Source organism: Streptosporangium sp. NPDC002544, assembly GCF_040295965.1.
Classification (GTDB): domain Bacteria; phylum Actinomycetota; class Actinomycetes; order Streptosporangiales; family Streptosporangiaceae; genus Streptosporangium.
Map to the genome: position 1 here is coordinate 344,663 of NZ_JBEOWJ010000004.1, position 22,644 is coordinate 367,306.

Consider the following 22,644-nt stretch of genomic DNA (forward strand, 5'->3'; position numbering starts at 1 on the left):
CGCCGCGCGGCCCCGTGGTCGTCTCCTCGCCCGGATGTCGTCGCGCCCGAGCCTGTTTCGCCCGGCTACCCGCGTTCGGCGGGTGCGGAGGCGACCTTCGCGTCGAGGCGGTTGGCGTACAGGCTTGTGGCCGTGACGGTGGCCAGGACCGCGACGATGACCCCCAGCGAGACCGGAGTGGGGATTTCCGGGACCCATGTCCAGACGCCGTGCGCCCAGTGCAGGACGAGCTTGATCCCGATGAAGGCCAGGATGATGCCGAGTCCGTGGTTCAGATGCCGCAGTTTCGCCAGGACGCCCAGGAGGACGAAGTAGAGCGCGCGAAGGCCCAGGAGGGCGAAGGCGTTGGTGGCGAAGACGAGGTAGGGGTCCTCGGTCACGCCGTACACCGCGGGCACCGAGTCGACGGCGAAGACGATGTCGGTGGCGAAGACGGCCACGATGGCCAGCGCCAGCGGGGTCAGGGCGCGGCGGCCGCCCTCACGAACGACCAGGTGGGAACCGCGATAGTCGTCGGTGACCGGCATGAAGCGCCGTAGCAGCCGGACCGTGCGCATGGAGGAGATGTCGACATGCTGCTCCTTCCCGCTCAGCGCGTCCTTCATGATCTTCACGGCGGTGACGATCAGTATCCCGCCGAACAGCAGGAACGCCCAGGTACCGCTCTGCAGGACGGCCGCCCCCAGGGCGATGAAGATCGCCCGCAGTACCAGCGCCCCGATGATGCCGTACAGCAGGACCCGCTGGGCCAGGGCGACCGGGACCGCGAAGGCGGACAGCAGCAGCATGAACACGAACAGGTTGTCCACCGACAGGGACTTCTCCACCACGTAGCCGGTGAAGAACTCCACCGCCACACCGGACCCGAAGACCCCCCACAGGTAGACGCCGAAGGCCAGGGGCAGTGCCAGGTAGAAGACCGACCAGCCCACCGCCTCGCGCATCCGTACCTCGTGCGGTCGCCGCGTCAGCATGAAGTCCACGGCGAGCAGCAGCAGCAGAGCGGCCACGGTGACGATCCACAGTTGTGGCGAACCGATCGTTTCAAGACTGACTGCTGACAGGAATGCCTCGGTGGGCATGAAGCCTCCTCGAACGTGCTTGGCCGTTCGAGGTCTCCTTCACCCGCACGCAGCAGGTGGCCGCCCGGGGACATTATGAAACGTCCGTACTGACCGGGTCGGCTCTTGGGAAGTACTCCCCTCGTCGTCCCAGAGTAGGGCAGTTGTTGGACAGGCTTCTACCCCGGGTTGCCGTCGGGGCCTGATCCGCACGGATGGTGGAATCAACGGGGAGGGGAGCACCCGCCGTCCGACACCCCGATCGGCAACACGGCCCCGAGCGTGGAGAGACCCGGCGGAGCGGCCCCACCTGCACCGGCCGGGCGATCACGGCGGCGGGAACGGGGGGACGAGACGTCGAACCAGGGCCCGGGCCTCAGCCGCCGCCCTTGCTGAAGTGCTGGTAGTCCTTGATGCCTGACCAGTAGCCGCCCCACTCCCAGCCCTTCGCCTGGAAGGCCTTGACCACCCGGTCGCCCGGGTTGATCACGCCGGGGGCCTGCACCGGGCGCTTGGCGAACCTGCGGGCGTTGCTGTGCGCCACCGAGCCGTTCGATGAAACGTACGGGTTCTCGCGCGGGTTGATGTCGATGGCCAGACCGTAGGCGTGCTTGGACCAGCTACTCGATCCCGTCGCCGGGCGGCAGTTGAAGGCCGAGGTGTTGTTGGCCTCGATCGAGTCGAAGTCATCGCCCTTGTAGACGTCGACGAGCTCCATCTTGTTGATCGGCCAGCGCCAGTCGTACAGGCGCCGGAAGATCGAGACGATGTCGTCGGCCACGCTCTTGTTCACCACCAGCTCACCGGTGTGCGGCTTGTCGTCGAAGCCCCAGTAGGTCATCGTGATCAGCCGCAGGTCGCTGAGCTGGACCGGGCAGCCCGGCCGCCAGGAGTGTTCGAGCAGCCGGCGGGTGACAGGGGAGATCTTCGCGGAGAACTTCGGCGGGCCTGTCGGGGTCGGTGTCGCGGTGCCGGGCTCCGGTGTCGTCGTCGGTGTCGTTGTCGGTGTCGTCGTCGCGGCGGTCGGCTCGGGAGCCGACGACGTCGGCCGCGCGGCCGACGTGGACTGGGCCGATGTGGGCTGGGAGATGGCCGTGCCGCAGGAGGCGACCGCCAGGCAGCCGACGGTCATCGCGAGCGCCGCCCGGGTGCGGATCGTGAATTTGGAACTTGCCACGTGCTGCCTCCCATCGAAACGGACAAAAGCGACAATAGTTCATTGTAATTGATCAATTACCCGAGGTGACGGGCGAGTGCGGCGGCGATCCAGTCATGGGCGATCACGGACTCCGGCGGCCAGGGGGTGCCGTTGACCACGGCCACCAGCTCCCAGTATCGCTCGGCGCGCGGGTCGTGCTCGGCGTAGTCCCGGACGACCGACTCCGGGGTGCGCCCCTGCGCGTCGGCCATGAGCGCGAGGATCCCGGCCACGACGGGTGCGGCGGCCTCCGACTCGGGGGCCACGCCGTCGCGCACTGCGGCCAGCGCTCTCTCCACGATCAGGGTGTTGGCCTCGTGCCAGGTGGTCGGATCGAGCTCGCCGGCCTTCTCCCAGAACTCGCCGCCCATCTCGCGGAGGGAGGCGCGGAAGCCGTCGTCGGAGAGCAGTTCGGTCAGCTCCAGCCAGGCGTCGAGCTGTTCGGTGCCCGGGTCGTCGGGCAGGTCGGGCACCATGGCCGGGCGCAGGCCGGCGAGCCACTTCTGCCTGGCGGGGTTCTCGCCGGAGACCTCGTCGACGAACTCGTTCACCAGTGCGGCCGTCTCCGCCGCACTGAGCCGCCCGAGGGCGTTGAGCCGACGCAGATCGTCGTCGGACACCTCGTCCCGCTCCAGCGTGGCCCTGAGTACCGCACGGGTCCGCTGCAGTGACCTGATCTGCGCCTCGACCGTACGGAGATGCAGGGAGAGCACCTCGCCCAGGTCACGGTCGCCGAGTGACCTGATGGTCGCCAGGTCGACGCCGATCTCGCGCAGCGCCCTGACGAGCTCCAGCCGGCCACGGTCCTCGTCGCCGTAGAGGCGGTAGCCGCTCCGGGTGCGGCCGCGTTCGGGAAGCACCCCGATGTCGGAGTAGAAGCGGATCGTTTTCACCGGCAGACCGGAGAGTCTGGCGAGCTGTCCGATCGTGTAGCTCATGTGGTCATTATTCCGTTGAGTCTCCAGTAACAGGAGACTTTAGCTTGCCGGACATGTCGAAGAAGAAGGTCAACAGGATCGCCAAGCTCCAACTTCCGGCCGGTGAGGCCGGCCCCGCCGCGGTGGGCAAGGACCTCGGCCCGCTGGGGCTGAACCTCATGGAGTTCTGCCGCCGGTACAACGCCGCCACGCAGGATCGGCGGGGATTCGTGATCCCCGTCGTCGTCACCGTGTTCGAGGACCGCTCGTTCGAACTGGCGATCAAGATGCCCACCACGGCCTCGCTGATCCGCCGGACGATCGGCCTGGACGGCGGCAGCCCCCGCCCGGGGCATCAGGCGGCGGGCACGATCACCCGCGCGCAGCTGCGGGAGGTCGCCAGGAGCAAGATGCCCGATCTCAACACCGCGGACCTGGACCAGGCCGAGAAGATCGTCGCCGGCACCGCGCGCTCGATGGGCCTGACCGTTCGCGACTGAACGCTCATGGACGGTGAGCGCCTCCTGGCGGGAGCCGGGCCCGTCGGCCGTTCGCTGAGACCGGATACCCGTGACGGGGGCGCTCGCGTGGCTTACGCCCAGATTTGTAGCGGCTTGGCACGGGAATCCGGGTTCCTTGGGAAGGCTTTTCATCGAAACGTATCGCGCCTGTGTTCGAACCCGCGCTACAGTCATGGGCACTGGATCGAACACGGGTTCGGGCTGACGTCCGCCCAGGTGAAGGGGTGTGCCATGGCGATGCTCGCGACACACGCTCCGTTTCCTCGGGTGCCGGTGGAGCGCGGTGCGACACGCCGTAGCTCTTTCTACGGAAATCTAAGCCGACCGCTATATCCCGTCATAAAGTCCGAGAGCGTGGACCCCGTGCGCAATCCCTACGCTCCAGGTGCCGGACAGCGCCCCCCAGAGCTCGCCGGTCGCGACCGTGAGCTACAGCAGTTCGAGATCGTCCTTGAGCGGGTGGCCCGAGGGCGCCCCGAGCGCAGCATGGTGGTCACCGGGCTGCGCGGTGTCGGTAAGACCGTCCTGCTCAACACCTTCAAGTCGATGGCCATGCAGCGGCTGTGGGGCACCGGGAAGATCGAGGCCAGACCCGACCAGTCGATCCGGCGTCCGGTGGCCGCCGCCCTGCACATGGCGGTCCGCGAGCTGGCCCCCAGGCACCGGGCGCCCGAGCGCATCGAGGAGTTCCTCGGCGTGCTCAAGGCGTTCGCGATGCGCGACCCGTCCGCGGCCAAGGGCACCTCGCACTGGTCGCCCGCGATCGACGTGCCCGCGGGGCGGGGGCGCGCCGACTCCGGGGATCTGGAGATCGACCTCACCGAGCTGTTCGTCGACGCCGCCGGGGTCGCCACCGATCTGGGCGTCGGCATCGCGCTGTTCATCGACGAGATGCAGGATGTGCAGGCTCCCGACGTCTCGGCGCTCTGTGCGGCCTGTCACGAGCTCTCCCAGAGCGGCGGCCCGCTGATCGTGGTGGGCGCGGGGCTGCCACATCTACCCAGCGTGCTGTCGGCCAGCAAGAGCTACTCCGAGCGGCTCTTCCGCTATGCCAGGATCGACCGTCTTGACCGCGACGCGGCCGACCTGGCGCTCATCGCCCCGGCGGAGAGTGAGGGCGTGGAGTTCACCCAGGACGCCCTCGACGCCCTCTACGTGGCGGCAGACGGCTACCCCTACTTCGTCCAGGCGTACGGCAAGGTCGCCTGGGACCTGGCGCTGCGCAGCCCGATCACCGCCGACGACATCAGGGTCTCCGCGCCGGAGGCCGAGGAGGAGCTCGCGGTCGGTTTCTTCGGCAGCCGCTACGAGCGGGCCACTCCCGCCGAGCGCGACTACATGCACGCCATGGCCGCCATCGGTGACGAGCCCGTCGCCACCGCCGAGGTGGCCGAAGGGCTCGGCCGTAAACCGTCGAGCCTCTCTCCGGCCCGCGACAGCCTCATCAAGAAAGGCCTGATCTACAGCGCGGAGCGAGGGCTGATCGCGTTCACCGTGCCGCACTTCGGAAAGTTCCTGCGATCCCAACCGGTCTGAGCGAACATTTGTTCGATATAGTGTGAGGGAGCTCCTAGCTCTCTATATGGCTCTCTAGTGGGGAAGCTAGAGAGCCATATAGAGCTCAATCGTGCTGCCCTGCGGATCTTGCTGTGCCGAGGTCCGGTCAGGTGGTGTCTCACGGGGGTGCCGCCTGACCACGATGGGCAACGGACCCCGGGGACAGGGCTAGAGGAATCTAGTGCCCTCTAGCATCAGGCCGATACCGGCAGAGATTCCGGAAGAGGCGTGGTCTCCACCGGACGCCCGTCGGAGCCGACCATGGCGACCCGCACCGCCGGATGGCGTCCGCTCAGGTAGACCGCGAAGACCACGTCGACGGGCTCGCCCGTGTGGCTCTGTCCCGGATAGACGAAGAACCGCCAGCACAGTTCCCGCCAGCTGTCGACCGGCTCCGTGCTGGTCAGCCGGCCGGTGTGCGAGCGCCAGACCGTGCTCGACCGCAGTCGGCCGAGCGCGGTGGCCGGGTCGAAGCGGCGCTGCTCACAGGGGGCCCGGTAGCGGAGCCTGGCGACCGCCTCCTCGATCTCCGGCGAGAGTGCGGCGAGCACCAGCAGACCGGCGATCATGTAGGGCAGGTGCGTCCACGTCATGCCGGCGATCGCCTCCCAGCCGGAGACCTCCGGAGTCAGGAGCAGCCCCGCGGACATTGCCGTCAGCACCATGGTGCGGCCCAGCGATCGCCGTCCCACCGGTACCGCGCTGACCTCGCCGAAGCATCCACACCCCGCGTCCGGACGTCGGCGCCGCAGTTCCCACAGGACATAGGTGGACACCGCGAAGAACGCGACGACCGCCCACCGGAAGAACGGCTGGCCACTCACCAGCAGGCCGCACGCCAGGAACAGCTCGCCGAGCGCGCAGATCAGCATCATGTGCTTACGCCAGCGTTCGGGCACCAGCACGGCAGGCCCCAGCCTGCTCAGCATGCCGGGCTCGGCCTCGCGCGCGACGGTCCAGACCTTCGCGACCGTACCTGCGACCAGCAGCAGGAGCAGGACCGGCAGTTGTTCGGCGGCGATCGTCGTCAGCATCCGTGTCACCCCATTCCAAGTCTGGCGTTGAAGCATCCGGCGGTCAGGTCTCCACCGAGCTCCACGAAGGAACTCGGTGACAGCTCCAGAATCCGGCCGCGAGGCGAGGTGCCGCACTCCAGGCACCGGTCGCAGAACCGGCCGGCCAGACAGCCGCACGCCACGATCGGCAGGACCGAGGTCCGCCCGGCGCACACGTTGCGTACGTTGAGCATCGAACCCAGCGACAGGTACGGCAGCCCGGTGCAGGACACCCCGGCGTCGTCGCACGCCGTATCGGACCGCTCCAACATGGGGTAGGCCACCCCCTGCTCCCCGCAGTCGAAGGTGTCCGACCAGGTGGCCGTGCCCGAGATCCGCGACTGCATGCCGCTGTAGCCGGGCGGAGGCGTCGGCACGGCCCTCCACCGGTAGGGCGGCTGCGAGGTCGCGGGCAGTCGAGCCTGTGCCACGCCGTCCTCGCGGACCCCGATGGCGTCGAACAGGTAGCCGGGTTCGAACTGCGGATGCCTGACCCGCAGGCGCCCCGAGGCGCGGTAGGGGATGACGATCGTGCGCCGCCCACGGTGCGGTCCGCAGTACAGCTCCACGGAGTGGTCCTTGCCCTCCGAGTCGATCGACTGGATCACACCGGTGATCCTGGTGATGTCCGCCCAGATCCGGTCCACGACCCGGCCGGCCCGCAGCGCTCTGATGATCACATTGGAGCCCACGGGAAGGTCGGCCGGAGTGACGGCCTCGCCCCGCCAGGCGGTCGCCCACGGCGCGATGACGAGCCGCTCCTCGTGGCCGTCCGGGGTGTCGATGACGATCAGGTGCGGGCTGACGTCGAGGATCGCACCGCTGACCGAGTGGAAGGACTCGCCTTCGACGGGGAGTGGGCCGGGCTCCTGCGCCGCCCGGCCAAGCGCGGCTGCCGCCAGCGCGCGGCGGCGATCGGCGCTGAGATAGGGCATCGTCGCTCCCCAGGTTCTGCGAGGTGTCGCAGTCAGCGTCACACGCTTCGCGGAATCCCGCTGTCCGCTCCACCAATAATCACGGCAGGTCTCCAACCAGGTACTACAGTTCCCCTCCTTGGTAGAACGCATTGGTGTCCACTCGATGACAAACCGCTATCTAGTATCTCTTGCGTGCTCCGTCGCCCATCGAAGCCGATCTTTACCGTTGATGGGATGAAACATAGATTTCGGTTCAGCCGCAGTATGGGTTCGGGCTGCGATTCTGACCACCATACGCACCTGGAGCACAGGCTGGTGATCACGGTGGCCGGCGGGACCGACGAGGAGTTCCGCGAGTATGTCGTTGCTCGCGGACAGGCGTTACTGCGTGCCGCCTACCAGCTCACCGGGAATCCGAGTGACGCCGAGGACCTGCTGCAGGTGGCACTGGTCAAGACCTACCTCGCCTGGGATCGCATCCAGGACCACGCCGCCCTGGACCGCTACGTGCGCCGGACGATGGTCAACATCAACATCTCCTGGTGGCGGCGGCGCAAGCTGGAGGAGTATCCGTCCGAGGAACTTCCCGAGCCGATGCTCGCGGGTGGCCCCCACCTGCCCGAGCGGGTCGAGCAGGCCCTCGACCGGCTGCCCACCCGGATGCGGACCGCCGTCGTCCTGCGCTACTACGAGGACATGACCGAGTCGGAGATCGCCAAGACCCTGGGCATCAGCGTCGGGACCGTCAAGAGCACGGTCTCCCGGGGGATGGCCAAGCTCCGCGGCGATCTCACGCTCTCCGAACCGCGGAAGTTGGAGCATCGGGTCTAGCCTCTTTTTGCCCACCGCGGTCAGGCGGGTCTCGCCACGTTCTCCTTGCGAGTCCTCGCTGCAGCAGGTTCTGCGGAACGGCTCCTGAACCGGTATTCCCGCACGTCGACCGGAGTCTTTCCCGGGACATCCGATTCGGGCAACCTGCCCGGTGAGGGGCGGAATCCCGCGGTTCTAGTCATGACAAGACGGGACGGACTCGGCTTCCGCTCCCGCGGTGGCACACGGCCGTACGGCGTCGCGAATGATTCTGAGGGTGTCGAGGAAGGCGCTGAGCTGCTCGGGAGAGAGCAGGCCGGTGAACCAGGTGTCGATGTCGATCAGGTGCCGGGGGAGGATGCCGCCGAGCCGGTCGGCGCCGGCCTCGGTGATGACCGCGTAGGAGGCCCGCCTGTCGGTGGCGCACGCCTGCCTCATGGCCAGTCCCTCGCGCTCCAGCCGGTCGACGACCCGGGTCATCCCGCTGGTGGACAGGCTCGTCTGCGCCGCCAGGTCGCTCATCCGCAGCCGTCGCCCCGGTGAGCGCGCCAACCTGAGCAACGTCTCAAAGTCGATCTCTGAGAGCCCCGCGGCCGCAAAGGACTCATGCGCCTTGGCCGAGATACCGGTGTAGACCTCTGCCAGGAGGCCCATCGCCGTCAGCCGGGAGTCATCAAAGGGGATCACGTTCACACTCTATCCGAAGGTAGTTGACGAGAGGAATATTCCTCGTGTAGAAATCTGTTGCTGCAATCATCTACTCAGCAACCTTCTCATCGGGAGCACAGCATGACCACTCGGACCTGGGAGAACCTTCAGATCCCGGCCGCCGGAACCTTCGCTCTGGACGTCGCCCACACCCGGATCGGCTTCGTCGTCAAGCACATGATGGTGAGCAAGGTCCGCGGTCACTTCGGCGACTTCTCCGGCACCGTCACCATCGCCGAGAACCCCCTGGACTCCTCCGCGGAGCTCTCGATCAAGACCGAGAGCATCAACACCGGTGTCGCGGACCGCGATGGCCACCTGCGCAGCGACGACTTCCTCTCCGTCGAGAAGTTCCCCACGCTGACCTTCCGCAGCACCCGTGTCGTCGGCCACTCCGGTGACGAGTTCACCCTCGTCGGCGACCTCACCATCCGCGACGTCACCAAGCCGGTTGAGCTCACCGTCGAGTACGGCGGCGCCGGTACCAACCCGTGGGGCCAGGACGTCTGGGGCTTCTCGATCACGACCGAGATCGACCGCGAGGAGTTCGGCCTGACCTGGAACCAGGCGCTGGAGACCGGCGGCGTCCTGGTCGGCAAGAAGATCAAGATTGAGATCGAGGGCGAGGCCAACCCGGCCGCCTGATCTCCGTCACCACTCGGGACCCCTCCCGTCCCTTCGGGCGGCGAGGGGCCTCAGTGCGTCCGCCTGTTGAGATATAGCGTCTCATAAAGCGGGAATCCACAGGATTCCCGCCGGGCCCAGCTGGGGACTCCCTGGTTTGTCCACAGGGGCGGCGAAAGTTATCCACTGCCTGTGGACAACTCTCGCCCAACCCTTGCCCGCGACGTGATCACCAACCGCTTTGCCGCCTCGCCGGATGGCCGGTACTCTGTCCTGAGCCGAACGGTTACCAGGAGGCTTCGCCTAGTCAGGTCTATGGCGCCGCACTGCTAATGCGGTTTGGGTTTACCGCCCATCCGGGGTTCAAATCCCCGAGCCTCCGCAGTTCAGAGGCCCTCTCCCGAGATACGGGGAGAGGGCCTTTTTGATCTCTAAGGACGTCATAGTTGCAACGGGGGTTCAGGACTCCCCCCCAGAGCGCCGAGGCCAGGCGTTCCCCGGCATCGCGCATGAGCGGTGTGGACACATGTGCATAACGCAAGGAGGCCTACACGGCGTAGGACATCTCCGGGTTGATTGAAGGCGTAGAACGTCAGGGGCGGTTACTGGCTCACACGTCCGAGATGTACGTCGGGATCGCGACTGGCCACTTGCGTATGACCTCTGTCTTCCGTCGGCACAACTGGTAGGGCAGCGTGCTGCTTCCTTCGTCAGGTGATCCTGCCGTAGACGGCCGTGGCATCATCGAAGATCTTCCCTCGCGGCCAGCGGGAGCCGTTCGGATCGGAGCGTTCGGCCTCGCGGACCTGACGAATCAGCTCGGCCGGGCCGTCGTGATCGAGGAGGTCGAGGAGTTGCCGCCAGGTGGCCAGGCCGAATCGGTCGACGAGCCGGGACGCTCCGTCACTCAGGACCGCAACGGCCCGTACCCGGTCGACCGGCATTGTGCCGGTCAGCGCCTGTTCCGCGGCCAGGGGATCGACCGCGGCGACCCAGAATCCCCCGTCGACGTTGCGGTGCGCGCGCATGGCCTCCATATAGCGGCTCAGGGCCTGAAGGTGTTCCGAGCTCCTTCCGGCAGCGGCGTTCATCGGATCCCGATAGCGGTTACCGGTCAGGGCTTCCCTCTCATCGCAGATGACCATGGGGTCGGCATCGAGGACGTCGAGGACGAGCACGGAGTCGGCCAGCACGAGCCAGTCCAGGGTGTCGGCCGTACGGCGGAGCATGACCACGGTGGCCGAAGGTGAGCCGGGATGGGAGAGGTCGCAGCAGAAGTCATGCATCGAGGCTGTCGCTTTGATCCCCGCGGCGAGGATCGTGGTCAAGGAGTCGGCGCTTTGGGTCATTCCGGCCAGGAGAGTCGAGCCGAGGGTGTGCGAATACCAGGCGACGCCATGGGAGCAGCCCGATTCCAGATCCGCAGGGGTGCCGGCGCCGTCCAAGAGAACGATGGCATCAGGGGTAGCGCCGATGAAGTCTTCGTTTGGTCGGTCGGGATAGGCGGGTTCGGTGGCGAGGGTGAGCCGCATGTCAGTCGTCCTCGTGTCGATAGAGCGGACTGGCAAGTTTGGTTCGGGTTGGTTCCCCGCTGTCGGGGTCGTACTCCACACTGACCACGGTGGAGAAACGCTGGTCTCCGACCTGCCCCCAGATCGTCGCGATCTCCGAGGTGAGCAGGTCCACCACACCGAGGGAGCCGTTGGTGCGGATTCCGGCGATGGCCAGGAAGGTGCCGTTGCCGTCCGGCCGGGGGAGACGGCCGAGATAGGCGGAGTCGGTCGGCTGCTCCGGGACGACCTGGGTGCCCGACCGGTAAGCGACACCGGTACGGGTGTCGCGCAGCAGCCAGCCGAGGTCGTCGCGTTCCCACCGAATGACGGGGTCGGTGTCGTAGGCCGCCTGCATCGCCTCGGACATACGGGGACCGCAGACGACCACGAGGTTGGGCCGGTTGAGGTCGATCTGACCGTCGATGGTGACGTTGTCTGAGGCGATGGCGAGCCCGAAGGATTTGGCGAGTTCTTCCAGGCGCTGGCCCGAGCGCATGTCGTCCAGGGCGAGAACGGGCCGCTTCTTCTCGGGGTCGAGCCGCAGGGGGGTGACCACGGTGACCATGCCCGTGCCGAGGAACGCGCCTTCCGGGGCTGGTCCGGCGTGTTTGATTTGGTGAATGCGCCCGCGTGAGAGTCCGGCTTGTTCGGCGATCTGCGCGTAGGAGACACCTTGGGCGTGCAGCTCTTGAATCACCCGACGTCGTAGCCGGGCCAGCTCGGTGACCTCCTGTTGGGCGGCGCTCAGCCGTTCGGTCGCGGTCCGGATCAACAGGTACGGGTCGTCGATGGCGGCGATCCGCTCAAGGTCACTCGGTGGCACGGTGGTTCCCTTTCGGTGGTGCTCCGCCGAGTCTAGCCCCCTAGACGAAATGCCGTCTATCCCCCTCGACAGTACGGACTTAAGGGTTTCACCTGTTTTTAGACTCACTGCCCGGATCGCCGAACGACGCTTTGGCACACCCCTGGTCATCGAGCGCGACCCGTCAGCATCGCCGCCCACAGCTCTTGACCTTCGGCCATGCGCGTCCGGCCGGTCTCCTGGACGGTGCGAGGTGTTCCCTGCACGGTCCGACGAAGGAAGACCTGACCGCCCGAGGCGCACAGCTCGTAGACGACCGAGCGGCAGTGACAGGTCCAGGCGAGCACCCGGCACCGCTCACCAAGTCGCGGGTCCATCCAGGTAAGCCGAGCATGATCGACTTGGGGGGTCGGAACGTGAGCAGCCAGACAGCTCACTGCCGTACCGCCGGCCGGGAAAGCAGATCCAGGACGGCCCGCACGATGCGGCCCGTTTCATCTCCGGTCACACCCCAGTTCGTCGCCAACCCGGCGACCAGCGCCAGGCCCCGCCCTCCCTCCTCGTCGGACTGAGCGAGAAGCGGATGCGGGGAGTGGGGACCGCCCTCGTCCAGGACGCCGAGCCAGAGCCGCTTGCCCTGTACCCGGACGGACTTGCGGGCCGCACGCTGCGCGTGCGGCCTCGGAGGCCGTTCTCGCGCGCGGCCCGCCACTCGGGCCGCACCGTCCACTCCAACGACGGAACGAATCGACGTTAAGTAGATAGATATGACTGATCAAATGGCTGCAGACATAGGGAAGGCGCCTTCTCAGGGGAAGTGCATCGTCAGCCTCCACCCACAAGCGCCGACAAGTCTCTGTGAATGACGCGCCCGCAGAGCTCACTCTCCCCCGATTGAATGAGACTGCAGCCAACCAGGCGATAAGCCGGAGCTCCATCCCGTGTCCGATCCGGCACGGGAGTGACCGAAGCAGTACTGATGCCAAGCTTGACCGACCTTGTTTCGCTCTCGTCGCCGGAGCCTCACTCGGCGACCTCGACATGTGAGCTCACGATCACGGAGTGGAGATCGAACGCCTCCTCGGGCAACAACACTCGCTCCGCACGGCCGGTATGGACATCGACCAGGTAGAGCTGGGGTTCATGCCTCGTTGTCTCGATATGAATGAGCACCCTGCTGGTGTCGTACCAGTAGACAAAGCTTTCGATCTCCCGTAGACCGTCGATATCGGGGGTGACACGGCTAACGATCTGGCCGGTCTTCGCATCCAAGGTGCCAACGGTGCGGGATGGCACGCCATACTTCTCGCCATCGAATGCAAGCAGGTGGCCATCGGGAGAGACGTGAGTCTTCGACAGCATCAGGTAGGGGAGAATCGGAAAATGGACCTTTGACGTCTTCCCCGGACGCACAGCGCTCGCCTCCGTTGTCTTGGCGGAGTCCTTGTGAACGGCCACGAAGGCCGTGCCTACATCAGAGATGCCGATGACACAACACGCCCGTGGGAGAGTGAGAACCTTGGCGGTTTTCACGTCATATCGGATGGCACGCGACTTGGGGTGGCCGCCTATCGAGTCGACTGCCAACCACCGACTGTTGCGGGAGAACCCGAAAGACATCTCCCACCCTTCCCAACTCTTCGGGGTTGGGACAACACGGACCGTCCCTCGCTTAAGGTCGCGGATCACGAGGCGTTCGCTCTTGGCGAGCACGTAAGCGAGCCGGACGCCATCCGGTGACACAGCGATCTTGCCCAGGTCTTCGTCCGGTAGCGCGTCACGGACTGCCCACTGCTTTCCGGAGGTGGTGACCACGTGCCACACGCCACACGTCTTCCCGAAGTCACCACAGGGCGAGTAGGCATACCGGATCGGCTCCGACAGTTTTTTCGGGAGAGTCGGGGCAGGCGGCTTCGCGATTCTCGTTGATACCTCGACATGTACTGTAGAGGACTCTCGATAGGCCGCGGCGGTGTTGATCGGTTGCGAAACAACCGCGCCCATCATGAGAGATACGAACACGAAGCCTCGTCGGCCGAGCCTGTTCACGGGTGACCTCCAATTGACGACGATCACCATAGATCAGGTGGGGGCGCGCGGAATATGTGTGAGCCACGAAAGCATCAAGCAGGTCGGGACGGGCCTGCAAGCGGACCCGTTCCCGCTTGGCGCGCGCCTCCGGGGTCAGACCACCACCATCTGGATATCGCATCCCACGGGCAGACTCACCGGCCCGGTCGCAGTCACGCAATCACGCCGCGGGACCCTCAACATTTCAACCTCTGTAGTGCGGGTCAACTCTATGGTCTGCTTCCCCTTCAGGCGGGTCGGGGGCAGACGGGATCAACGTTGTATCCAGTACCACCCTTACGATCGCCCGGCGATGGCTGGTCTCTATCGATGGTCGGGGCGATCGACGAGCCGGGACTTCGTTCCTCAGCCCCGGCTCACCAATTATCGCTTGGATGCGTTCAGTTGAGGCTCACCGTTGCTAGGCACAGCTTCTACCTACTGCTTGCGAATCCGCTTGCGGAAAAGATTTTTTTCTTTTGAGGGTGCTGCGGAAGGATTTTTTCGGCTTCGCCGGTGACTATGGTGCCGGCGGCAAGCATGGCTCCAGCGCCAAGGGCGATTCGTGCACCTATAGGCAGGTCATTGTCACCAGCGACGATTGACGCTCCCAAGCAACCAGCGGCCAAGGTTCGAAGCGCCCATGTGGGCAGAGGCATAGTTGGCAATCTACCCTTTTGGCGGGTTCAACGCGTGCCCGTGGAGTGCCCGATGGGGCGGGGAACGAGAGGGAACATCGGGGAGTCACGGGGAGCGTGATCAGGGCGCTGAGCTGCGTTTTCGCAGGTGGGGAAAGATCGGTATCCGATTTTGCAAGCAGGATGCCAGGAGTTTGAGCCGTCACACAGCACGTGCTGTACTGATGATCAAAGGTCGACGTTATCCGGAACGCGCCTGTCACTGCAGGTTAGAGGCATGATCGCGTGTCACGTCGAGCTTTCAGGTTCAGTACTTCAGCGGTTCGTCGGCCACCGGCGCCCTGCTGACCCCGTGGGTCGCTACTCCCGTTCGGTTCCGACCACGAACCGGCTTACCGACTGCCATGCGCCCCTGCCGGTTACCAGACAGAATTGGGTTAAACAACGAAAGGTGCCGGATGGGCCGCCTGCGGGAAGCAGCTAAAGGGTTCGCCTTCACGATGATCTTAGGATTGATCGGGTTCGGTGTGATCTTCGGAATATTCGCGCTGTTCGACCTACCGTGGCTGGCGGACGTGCTGGGCGGCCGATCCATAACACTCATCGGCTCGCTCTTCCTGCTGGGACTCGTGGCCTTCGTTGTGTGGTTGGTGCGGAAGATCGGGAAAAGGCAACGTCAGTCGGCTGAGTGACATCCGCACATGTGAGTGCCGGAGGACGCGGCGATCGAAGGCAGGGTGAAGACCCTGTACGGGGTTGCAGTTCACCGCCGTACCAGTCCGTTCCAGGAAGGTCGCCGAGGGGTGTTGGTCCAGGTGGAACTGTCCTGAACGATGGCCTCCCGAGCTGCTAATGCGGTTTGGGTTTACCGCCCATCCGGGGTTCGAATCCCCGAGCCTCCGCAGTTCAGAGGCCCTCTCCCAGATTTCGGGAGAGGGCCTTTTTTGATCTCTGAACCCTGTCAGGGTTGCAGTTCTCACCCATCGCCCCAGAGAGCGGCCCCCATCCGGGTACTCGCATCCTGCATCAAGGCGCCGGCCACGTGGATGTAGCGCTCAGTGGTGGTCACCCGCGCGTGGCCGAGGATTTCCTGTACCACGCGGATATGCACACCCTGTTCCACAAGGAGCGTTCCTGCCGTGTGGCGAGCGTCGTGGAGCCGTGCGTCACGAACGCCCGCCCGCTTCAGAAGCGTTTTCCACGCCTTGTAGTCCTCGCTCCGTTCCATCGGCCTGCCGTGCCGGGTGGTGAACACAAGATCGTGTTCTTCCCATAGATCCCCCGCCTTCTCCCGCTCGGCCGCCTGTGCGTCGCGATGGGCTCGCAGGAAAGGCAGCAGTTCGGGAGGACATTGAAGGGTGAGCTTGCTCCGGCCCTTGCGCTGTACCACGCCTTGATCACGCCGGTCTCCAGGTCGACGAACGACCACCGCAGCCCGAGCGCCTCCCCTTGGCGGATGCCCAGCGAGAGCGCGACCGACCATCTCGCCGCGTTGCGCCTGGTCTTGGCGGCTTCAAGCGGCGGCACGGCGCGCCGCCGTACTCCGGCCCTCCGCCCGCCCGCCGTCCGGGCGTGCGGCCTGGGGGCCGGTCCCGAACGGCGGCGGGACTCAGGGCCGCCCGCCGCACCGCCCGCGCGCCGTACCCGCCCATCGGCCGCCGCACCGAGGCCGCGCCGCCGCCTGCGTCCAGTCCAGCAGTGCCTCAGCAACCGTTCCCGGCCGCATCCGGTTGTGCTCCAGCGCAATCACCGCGGCCATGGGGCGATGTCCGAGACCGGGAACCTGATGAATCGAAGCTCTGTGGGTTGCGCACATCGATTCTCGTGCGCGAACCTCCGAAGGGCGCCTACGCGGCATGGCCCTTTCTGATCGACGTCATGGCGTCGATGATCGCACACCGGAAAGCCGATCTCCAGATCCGGCTCGTTGGCCTACCGCCCCCCGATCGCCAGGCTGTGGCCGGCCACCATACGGGGTCGGGGGCGATCGACGGTCCGGGACTTCGTTCCTCAGCGCCGGCCCACTGAGCATCATGGATATGTAGGGACACCGTGCAAACGGTGTGAAATTATCTGTCCGGGTGTAGCTTGGCCACTCGTCGCTGCAGAAGACTTCATGCCGTGTCGACTGCAGCCAGCGAGAAGAAGCTGCCGAGCCGGTCGGCGCTCAAGATGGTGTCACTCGCATGGCTCGTGCTGGTGGCGCTGGAGTACTTCTGGATTCCATTGTTCAGGGTGTCTGAGCTGTTCGCCTGGCTTGCGATCATGGCGGCCTGGTTGTGGGTGATCAGTCGGTCGACCACGGTGGTGCTGACCTATCTGTCCCTCAGGGACTACAGCCGGTGTGTCGCCGCGCTGTTGCTTGTCCTCGGTGCTGGAGCGGTGGCCAGAACCGCTCACTGGAGTGCCCTGTATGCGGAGGGCCAGGTCTGGTTGCACCGGGACGCATTCGCTGAACTCGCCGCCGACCACGGGCACCACCGGCCGCTCACCGTGCCCGGGTGGATGGAGTACCTGTCGATAGACGGTCAGGTACGGCCACAACGCGACGTTCTCTACCTGCCGGTGTTCGAAGATTGGCGGGCGGAGAGCGGCAGGGGCATTGCCTATATACCGGGTTCCGATGGTCGAGGCACGACGATCCACACGGCAAGCGGTGACCTCGGCAGTGCCACACACGATCTTGGAGACGGTTGGTGGTGGGTGGAGTAGGCGTCAGATTGATCTTCTAGTCCGTACGTTGGGTGATCCGCCGAGTTCCAAGACACCATCGCCGCGCCAGTGCCCTGACGCGTTGCCGTACGGCTCACCAAGCAGGTACGGGGGCGGGCTTCCCGAGCGGATTACCACGAGGAGTATGGGCAGCTCACGTGAGCACCGGCAAGCCCATTTCCGGGAGCCATCTTGGGAGCCATCGGGCCGTACGATCCCGGACCGAGCTGGACTGATGTGAACGCGGCTCGTGTGCGACCTGCGTGGTGAACGCGTCTGAACGCCTTCGGACCTCGTTTGGGGACCTACGGATTAGAAGGTCGCGTCGTGCCCGTTGCGTGCCCGTCAGGAGGGGGAACATGGGGGATTCGCGGGGACTCACTGGATCGGAGAACTTCGCTCCCACCGGAGCAGCCAATGTTCTCGTGAAGGAAGCGCGCCGAGGCTATGAGGGAAGGCTGAACTCCACGGTCGTTGGAAAATCGGTGTCGGTGTAGGCGATGCCGGTTACCAGGACCTTCCCTGTGTCCGTGAGCTTGATCTCGGTGGTTTGCACTTTCTGGGAGTTGTTCGGCCGTGGGAGCGTACTCTTGCTCCAGCGTCCACCACGGTAGTGGATCATGATAGGTGCCCAGGGTTCGCCGTCATGCCATGTGGCTATCCATACGCCGCCGTGCCCGTCCGGGATGGCTTGGCCGAGGTCGAGGCCGCGAAGCCCGATGTCGAGAAGATTCCAGGCGTGACCGTCCCAGTGCATCACGACCTCACGGTGATAGACCCGCTGGTCGCAGCAGAGGTAGGTGGTGACAGCTCCGACGGCCCACACGTCGTCCGCGGAAAGCGCAGTGATGTCGCGCAGCAGGCTTCCGGGGTCTTCGCCGTCGAGGGAGTCGGGCATCGGAACCTTAGGCGTGGAAGCCGGGGCCCACGTACGCCCGTTCCAGTGCATGATCTCTCCGTCGAACAGCGCCCAGACGTCGTTTCTCGCTACCGCGGCGAGGTTGATCACGTTTGCAGCGACCGGGATGCGCTCCCATCGGTCGCCGTTCCAGTGCACAAGCATCCCCTCCGGACCGGTTTGATCGCCTGGAACCCCGAGCCGCATGCTCCACCCCGAGATCCAGATGTCGTCAGAGTCCGTGCCAGTAACGTCCTCGATTTGGAGATCTTCCGGGAGCGGCGGGGTCGTTTTCAGCCAGCGCTTCCCATCCCAGCGTGCCGCCTTCAGGCCGCCGTCGCTCACGCTGAACACCCAAATATCGTCGCGGGCAAACCTCTTCACGATGTCGGGTGAGTCGGGCGCGCCCTTGGGAAGCTCGATGGGACGGTGGTGGGAGATGGTCCAGCGAGCGGAGTCCACGGGAAGGGGAACACTGAGCGGAACCGTTTCACCGCTGTCACAGGCCTCGGACGGGCACGAGTCGACCAGCAGCACCCAGACACCCCAGCACAGAGCTGCGATCATTGCCGCGAGAAGCACTGCCATCCATCGCATGAGTAGAATCATCCTGTAGTCGGGACCTACGTATCGCCAAACCTTCCGCGCCTTGGGGATCCAGTGAGGATCACCTCGGCGGCGCCACGCTGCCGCACACGACACCCTGCAGTGAGTACGGCGGAGAAGGTCACCGCAGGGCGCCATGCGCATGATGACGTGCTCAGGAATCAGTCGGCCCACAGCAAGGTATCCGGCCACTCGTACCTGCGGTCATCGTCAGTCAACGGCTGGTAGTGCGTGATGGCGATGAGTTCACCGGAGCCGTCGAAGCCCCGGAATTCGGCCCTGTCGTCGACGTGGCGGATCGCGTGCGGCACGGTGATCAGCCCGCTGGCCGGAACGGGAACGTCGATGACGTCTCCGGCGTAGCGCACCTGCACGATGGCTATCCTTCGCGTCGCCATCATCGTCAACTCAGCCACCCATTCCGTGTCGGGATGTGCAAGCTGGGCCGACAGGTTCACCAGGTCGTTGCCGTGCCAGTCGGACAGCGGCTCATCCGGCCGGTTCAGCACCCACTCCGGCATGCCGCCCCCCGAGGAGGTGAGCGGATACTGCCACTGTCCGGCCGGTGAGCGCGCCAGCAGGTAAGTGTCGTCGTAGAGCTCTCCGCCTTCTCCGCTGCGGAACAGTACGATCATCGATCCATAGCGGCCCCACAGGCCTGCCGCAGCGATCCTGGCCGAGCCGGGCGGGAGAGTCGTCGGGAGTGGCGGTGCGCCGTGGTCGAGCGCGTCGAACAACGCCTGCTCATCGAAGAATCGGTAGGAGTCGTCAGACGATTCCTGTTCCGTATGTCCCATGTGTTTCAGCGTAACGATGTCCAGGCCACACGCTCAGATGGTGCTGCCCATCCTGCCGCTGCAATGTTCCAGTATGGTCTTGCATCCCCCCACCGCTAGGTCATCCCCGGTGGGTAGCGGCTGGAAAGACTCACTCATAGTGACGCTCCTTGGGCGGTTCAGGCCGTTTAGCTTGGTTCCCAAAGTCATCAACATTTCAAGCCCGTTGATCAGCTACTGGCCCTCAAACTCATCAACACCTGGCTCTCGCTCACACTTTCATAGCCACCCCACCTTGAGACGCTCCGCAGCCTGGATCTTGCGGTGTGCCTGAGAAGCGCGAGCAGCTCGGGAGGGCATTGAAGGGTGAGCGTGCTCTTGCCCTTTCGCTGGCGGAAGACGATGCCCTCGCCCGTGCGTTTCGGGCACCTGTCGGCATGGCTCGTACAGTTCTTGAGGCAGGCCCTCTTAAAGCAGGTGTGCCCCTGCTTTTTTTGTAGTTCTCCTTGCGGCCGGGGTTATGCCCGTGACTTTTTGCAGAGCCAGCGGTGCCACCTCTCCCCGCATTTGTGGGGATCGGCGCACCCGTGTTGCCACTCGGTGCGCTGAATCTGGAACCACGCCCTGATCACTCCGGTCTCCAGGTCGACGTACTGCCAGCGGAGCCCGAGCGCCTCGCCCTGGCGAATACCGAGAGCCAGAGCGACCGACCAGCGCGCCCCGTTCCGCCGGGTGCCGGCCATATCGAGGATGTTGCGGGCCTCCTCACGGCTCAGCGGTTCGATCTCGGTGGACGCGGCCGAGGGAGCTTCAACGAGGGTCGCGACGTTCCGCGTGAGCTTGTTGCGGCGCACCGCGATGGTCAGCGCCCGCGACAGGATGCGATGAACTTTGAGCACGGTGCTGGTCAAAGCGCCGCCGCACGGCCCTCCACCCGCCCGCCACACTCACCCATCGGCCGCCGCACCAGGGCCGCGCCGCCGCCAGAACGGGGCTATCTCTGAATGCGAAGCTTCTGCGTACGCTCTCGGTCATGACTCTCAACAAACTTGAGTGGGGCGACGGTGACCGTACGGCAGTCCTTATTCACGGCATGATGGGAGACTCGCGCTCCTGGTGGGAGATCGGCTTGGCTCTCGCAGAGCGCGGCTACCGTGTGGTCGCCGTGGACCTTCCCGGACACGGGAGGTCTGAGCCCAATCCCGAGAGCGACATCGAATGGTTCGCTACCTCAGTACTGGAATCGGTCCCCACACGTCCCACCCTCGCGATGGGGCACTCGCTGGGCGGCTCAGTCCTGGCCTCCGCCGTCTCCAGACTGAGACCAGAGCGCGCTGTCTACGTGGAGACGCCGTTCGGCCCCGGCCGTACCCATCTTGACGTCGCCGTGTTCGCCTCAGGACTGGAGGAGGCCAAGACCGCCCGAACCATGGAGAACTTGCGACGGGAACGGCCATGGTGGAGCGAGCGTGACATCGCGGTCGAAGTGGAGGCGGCCAAGCTATTCGACGTCGCTACGACCGTAAGTCTGCATGCCAAGCGTGTGGGGGGTCCGGATAACACCCCTCCTCTCGTAGCTCCCTCGCTCGTGATCCGCGCCGAGCCCAGCCAGTACATCTCTCAGAAGGCCGCCGACCACCTCCGTACCCGTGGGTTCGAGGTGCGTTCTGTCGCGGGGGCCGGCCACAGCGTGTGGTACGGCCGACATGAAGAGTTCATGGCAGCCCTAGACGGTTGGGTGTGAGGTCGCAGATATCCACTGCTGAACCGCCGCACTACGACAGCCCTCACGATCGCCCTCATCATGGTTGGCCGCCATTCGGGGCTGGGGGCGATCGAAGGTCCGGGACTTCGTTCCTCAGCCCCGGCCTACCGAGCAGCCAAGCTGTTGTCTTGCTAGCTCTTCTGAATGGCCTAGCGAGTCTCAAGGTACGGACTTGTGGGCATCGTCGGAGAGCCTTCCTCTCCACGGAAGGAGTACAGCACTACTAAGACAGAGCACTCCGGCCATGAGGAGTGACCATCGGCTGGTTGAGGTGGTCGCAATCACGCCGCCCAGGGTGATGAACAGCGGTTGGACCGTCCGGGAACTGACCGACCAAGCGGTACTGACGCGAGCCATGAGTCCGTCCGGGGTGGAGTTCATGCGGTAGGTCGCGAAGATCGGATTGAAGATCCCAGCACACAGGAGCAAGCAGAAATCCACTGAGGTGATGATGAGTACGGCCGAGGGCCCAGTGCCGACGAAGGCCATGGGGACGATCCATACCGTCCGGGCAACTCCGAAGACAAGCAAGGTACGTTGCACGCCCAGGACAGTGACCACCTTGGGGGAAAGCATTGCGCCTAGCAGCCCCCCGAGGCAGGGGACACCGAGGGCGATGCCGTACTCAAGCGGCGTAGCGCCTATGTCCTTGAGCATCAGTACGGCCATGATGGGCGAACTCCACATGATCGCACCGCCGAAGAGCATGGCGTTGAAGTAGAGGAGCCGAAGACCGCGGTGGCGGAGGATGAAGGTCCACCCGGCAAGAAGTTCCCTCCTGGACCTTCCGTTCTTGGCTTTGTCGGCCGAGAAGGGGGTCAGTCGGCGTAGGAGCACAGCCGATGCCAGGAAGCTCACCGCATCAACGATCAGGGTCATCAAAGGACCAGCAACGCCTATCAACGCGCCGCCAACGGGTGGCCCGGCTGATTGGGTTGTCCAGTTCACGGTGTCGAGCCGAGCGTTGGCCGACGTTCGGCGCTCAGGAACAACCACATGCTTGATGTAAGCCTGACTGGCTGAGCTGTTGACGATCGTGCTGCTCGTCTGCACAATCGCGACTAAACAGAGGTGGACATAGGTCAGAGCATCAAATGCTGCTGCAAGGGGCATGCTGGCCAACGCAGCGAATTGCAGAAGATCGGCGATTACCATCGTGGCCCGCTTCTCCCACCGCTCCACAAGGTTGCCCAGAGGCAGAGTGATGATCGCGCTGGAGATGGCGCCGATCGCGGCGAGCAGGGAGACCTGCAATGGACTTGCATCTAGCATCATGATTGCAATCAAAGGAAGCGCGCCGACGCTGAGAGCTGAGCCAACCGCACTGACCGTGTACGACTGCCAGAGTCGAAGGAAGTCCCTCCCGAGTCCGCCGTGCCCAGATTTGAGTTCTGTCGCAGACGGCGCACTCACAGATGATCCTCCCTGACGCTGATCAGCTTCAGAAGTGTCGCAC

Annotated in this window: 23 protein-coding genes and 1 tRNA gene; 8 read left to right on the forward strand and 16 right to left on the reverse strand. The window is 65.1% G+C overall.

Going from position 1 to position 22,644, the window contains the following annotated elements; translation table 11 throughout:
* Positions 1 to 65 precede the first annotated feature (65 nt).
* The 3 genes from ABT061_RS08370 to ABT061_RS08380 form a co-directional block, all read right to left on the reverse strand.
* The gene (locus ABT061_RS08370; protein WP_350914082.1) at positions 66 to 1,082 is read right to left on the reverse strand and encodes a TerC/Alx family metal homeostasis membrane protein; all 1,017 of its coding nucleotides are present in this window, start codon (positions 1,080 to 1,082) and stop codon (positions 66 to 68) included.
* A gap of 355 nt (positions 1,083 to 1,437) precedes the next feature.
* Positions 1,438 to 2,238: a M15 family metallopeptidase gene (locus tag ABT061_RS08375; protein WP_350914084.1), complete on the reverse strand. Its 801-nt coding sequence runs from the start codon at positions 2,236 to 2,238 to the stop codon at positions 1,438 to 1,440.
* Positions 2,239 to 2,294: 56 nt separating this feature from the next.
* The gene (locus ABT061_RS08380) at positions 2,295 to 3,197 is read right to left on the reverse strand and encodes a MerR family transcriptional regulator (protein WP_350914087.1); all 903 of its coding nucleotides are present in this window, start codon (positions 3,195 to 3,197) and stop codon (positions 2,295 to 2,297) included.
* A gap of 53 nt (positions 3,198 to 3,250) precedes the next feature.
* Between ABT061_RS08380 and rplK the strand changes: the two genes are divergently transcribed.
* Both rplK and ABT061_RS08390 read left to right on the forward strand, forming a co-directional pair.
* Positions 3,251 to 3,676, forward strand: a complete 426-nt coding sequence (rplK, locus tag ABT061_RS08385) for a 50S ribosomal protein L11 (RefSeq protein WP_350914089.1) — start codon at positions 3,251 to 3,253, stop codon at positions 3,674 to 3,676.
* A gap of 384 nt (positions 3,677 to 4,060) precedes the next feature.
* The gene (locus ABT061_RS08390) at positions 4,061 to 5,233 is read left to right on the forward strand and encodes a DUF8462 domain-containing protein (RefSeq protein WP_245651820.1); all 1,173 of its coding nucleotides are present in this window, start codon (positions 4,061 to 4,063) and stop codon (positions 5,231 to 5,233) included.
* A gap of 215 nt (positions 5,234 to 5,448) precedes the next feature.
* Here ABT061_RS08390 and ABT061_RS08395 read toward each other — a convergent pair whose 3' ends face one another.
* Both ABT061_RS08395 and ABT061_RS08400 read right to left on the reverse strand, forming a co-directional pair.
* Positions 5,449 to 6,288 (reverse strand): MauE/DoxX family redox-associated membrane protein, encoded by an 840-nt coding sequence (locus ABT061_RS08395; protein WP_350914091.1) that lies wholly within the window; start codon positions 6,286 to 6,288, stop codon positions 5,449 to 5,451.
* 5 nt (positions 6,289 to 6,293) lie between these two features.
* Positions 6,294 to 7,244 carry a hypothetical protein gene (locus tag ABT061_RS08400; RefSeq protein ID WP_350914093.1) on the reverse strand — a complete coding sequence of 317 codons (951 nt, stop codon included), beginning with the start codon at positions 7,242 to 7,244 and terminating at the stop codon, positions 6,294 to 6,296.
* A gap of 297 nt (positions 7,245 to 7,541) precedes the next feature.
* Between ABT061_RS08400 and ABT061_RS08405 the strand changes: the two genes are divergently transcribed.
* On the forward strand, positions 7,542 to 8,057 hold the full coding sequence (locus ABT061_RS08405) for a SigE family RNA polymerase sigma factor (RefSeq protein WP_451935712.1): 516 nt from the start codon (positions 7,542 to 7,544) through the stop codon (positions 8,055 to 8,057).
* Positions 8,058 to 8,231: 174 nt separating this feature from the next.
* On the opposite strand, the gene ABT061_RS08410 is transcribed toward ABT061_RS08405, so the two are convergent.
* Positions 8,232 to 8,723 carry a MarR family winged helix-turn-helix transcriptional regulator gene (locus ABT061_RS08410; protein ID WP_350914096.1) on the reverse strand — a complete coding sequence of 164 codons (492 nt, stop codon included), beginning with the start codon at positions 8,721 to 8,723 and terminating at the stop codon, positions 8,232 to 8,234.
* A gap of 102 nt (positions 8,724 to 8,825) precedes the next feature.
* Here ABT061_RS08410 and ABT061_RS08415 point away from each other — a divergent pair, with 102 nt between their 5' ends.
* Together ABT061_RS08415 and ABT061_RS08420 are read left to right on the forward strand one after the other, a co-directional pair.
* Entirely contained in the window at positions 8,826 to 9,389 is a 564-nt protein-coding gene (locus ABT061_RS08415) for a YceI family protein (protein ID WP_350914098.1), read from the forward strand.
* Positions 9,390 to 9,660: 271 nt separating this feature from the next.
* Positions 9,661 to 9,750, forward strand: a tRNA-Ser gene (locus ABT061_RS08420).
* Positions 9,751 to 10,078: 328 nt separating this feature from the next.
* On the opposite strand, the gene ABT061_RS08425 is transcribed toward ABT061_RS08420, so the two are convergent.
* The 5 genes from ABT061_RS08425 to ABT061_RS08445 all read right to left on the reverse strand — a co-directional run bounded on the left by ABT061_RS08425 (position 10,079) and on the right by ABT061_RS08445 (position 13,772).
* Positions 10,079 to 10,717, reverse strand: a complete 639-nt coding sequence (locus tag ABT061_RS08425) for an integrase (RefSeq protein WP_350914100.1) — start codon at positions 10,715 to 10,717, stop codon at positions 10,079 to 10,081.
* Positions 10,718 to 10,901: 184 nt separating this feature from the next.
* Positions 10,902 to 11,744, reverse strand: a complete 843-nt coding sequence (locus ABT061_RS08430; RefSeq protein WP_350914102.1) for a sigma factor-like helix-turn-helix DNA-binding protein — start codon at positions 11,742 to 11,744, stop codon at positions 10,902 to 10,904.
* 146 nt (positions 11,745 to 11,890) lie between these two features.
* The gene (locus ABT061_RS08435; protein WP_350914104.1) at positions 11,891 to 12,100 is read right to left on the reverse strand and encodes a hypothetical protein; all 210 of its coding nucleotides are present in this window, start codon (positions 12,098 to 12,100) and stop codon (positions 11,891 to 11,893) included.
* Between the two features lie 56 nt (positions 12,101 to 12,156).
* Positions 12,157 to 12,453, reverse strand: a complete 297-nt coding sequence (locus tag ABT061_RS08440) for an ATP-binding protein (protein ID WP_350914107.1) — start codon at positions 12,451 to 12,453, stop codon at positions 12,157 to 12,159.
* Between the two features lie 293 nt (positions 12,454 to 12,746).
* The gene (locus ABT061_RS08445; protein WP_350914109.1) at positions 12,747 to 13,772 is read right to left on the reverse strand and encodes a hypothetical protein; all 1,026 of its coding nucleotides are present in this window, start codon (positions 13,770 to 13,772) and stop codon (positions 12,747 to 12,749) included.
* Positions 13,773 to 14,889: 1,117 nt separating this feature from the next.
* Between ABT061_RS08445 and ABT061_RS08450 the strand changes: the two genes are divergently transcribed.
* On the forward strand, positions 14,890 to 15,123 hold the full coding sequence (locus tag ABT061_RS08450; RefSeq protein WP_350914110.1) for a hypothetical protein: 234 nt from the start codon (positions 14,890 to 14,892) through the stop codon (positions 15,121 to 15,123).
* Between the two features lie 284 nt (positions 15,124 to 15,407).
* On the opposite strand, the gene ABT061_RS08455 is transcribed toward ABT061_RS08450, so the two are convergent.
* Complete coding sequence (locus ABT061_RS08455; protein ID WP_350914112.1) at positions 15,408 to 15,821, reverse strand: tyrosine-type recombinase/integrase; 414 nt, start codon at positions 15,819 to 15,821, stop codon at positions 15,408 to 15,410.
* A gap of 731 nt (positions 15,822 to 16,552) precedes the next feature.
* On the opposite strand from ABT061_RS08455, the gene ABT061_RS08460 reads away from it, so the two are divergent.
* Positions 16,553 to 17,143 (forward strand): hypothetical protein, encoded by a 591-nt coding sequence (locus ABT061_RS08460; protein ID WP_350914114.1) that lies wholly within the window; start codon positions 16,553 to 16,555, stop codon positions 17,141 to 17,143.
* Positions 17,144 to 17,588: 445 nt separating this feature from the next.
* On the opposite strand, the gene ABT061_RS08465 is transcribed toward ABT061_RS08460, so the two are convergent.
* The 3 genes from ABT061_RS08465 to ABT061_RS08475 form a co-directional block, all read right to left on the reverse strand.
* Positions 17,589 to 18,578, reverse strand: coding sequence for a hypothetical protein (locus tag ABT061_RS08465; protein ID WP_350914115.1), 990 nt, complete (start codon positions 18,576 to 18,578; stop codon positions 17,589 to 17,591).
* Between the two features lie 230 nt (positions 18,579 to 18,808).
* Positions 18,809 to 19,384, reverse strand: a complete 576-nt coding sequence (locus ABT061_RS08470; protein ID WP_350914117.1) for a hypothetical protein — start codon at positions 19,382 to 19,384, stop codon at positions 18,809 to 18,811.
* 557 nt (positions 19,385 to 19,941) lie between these two features.
* Positions 19,942 to 20,322 (reverse strand): site-specific integrase, encoded by a 381-nt coding sequence (locus ABT061_RS08475; protein WP_350914119.1) that lies wholly within the window; start codon positions 20,320 to 20,322, stop codon positions 19,942 to 19,944.
* Positions 20,323 to 20,456: 134 nt separating this feature from the next.
* On the opposite strand from ABT061_RS08475, the gene ABT061_RS08480 reads away from it, so the two are divergent.
* Positions 20,457 to 21,167 (forward strand): alpha/beta fold hydrolase, encoded by a 711-nt coding sequence (locus ABT061_RS08480; RefSeq protein ID WP_350914121.1) that lies wholly within the window; start codon positions 20,457 to 20,459, stop codon positions 21,165 to 21,167.
* 180 nt (positions 21,168 to 21,347) lie between these two features.
* Here ABT061_RS08480 and ABT061_RS08485 read toward each other — a convergent pair whose 3' ends face one another.
* Positions 21,348 to 22,601, reverse strand: a complete 1,254-nt coding sequence (locus tag ABT061_RS08485) for an MFS transporter (protein WP_350914123.1) — start codon at positions 22,599 to 22,601, stop codon at positions 21,348 to 21,350.
* Positions 22,602 to 22,644: the final 43 nt, after the last annotated feature.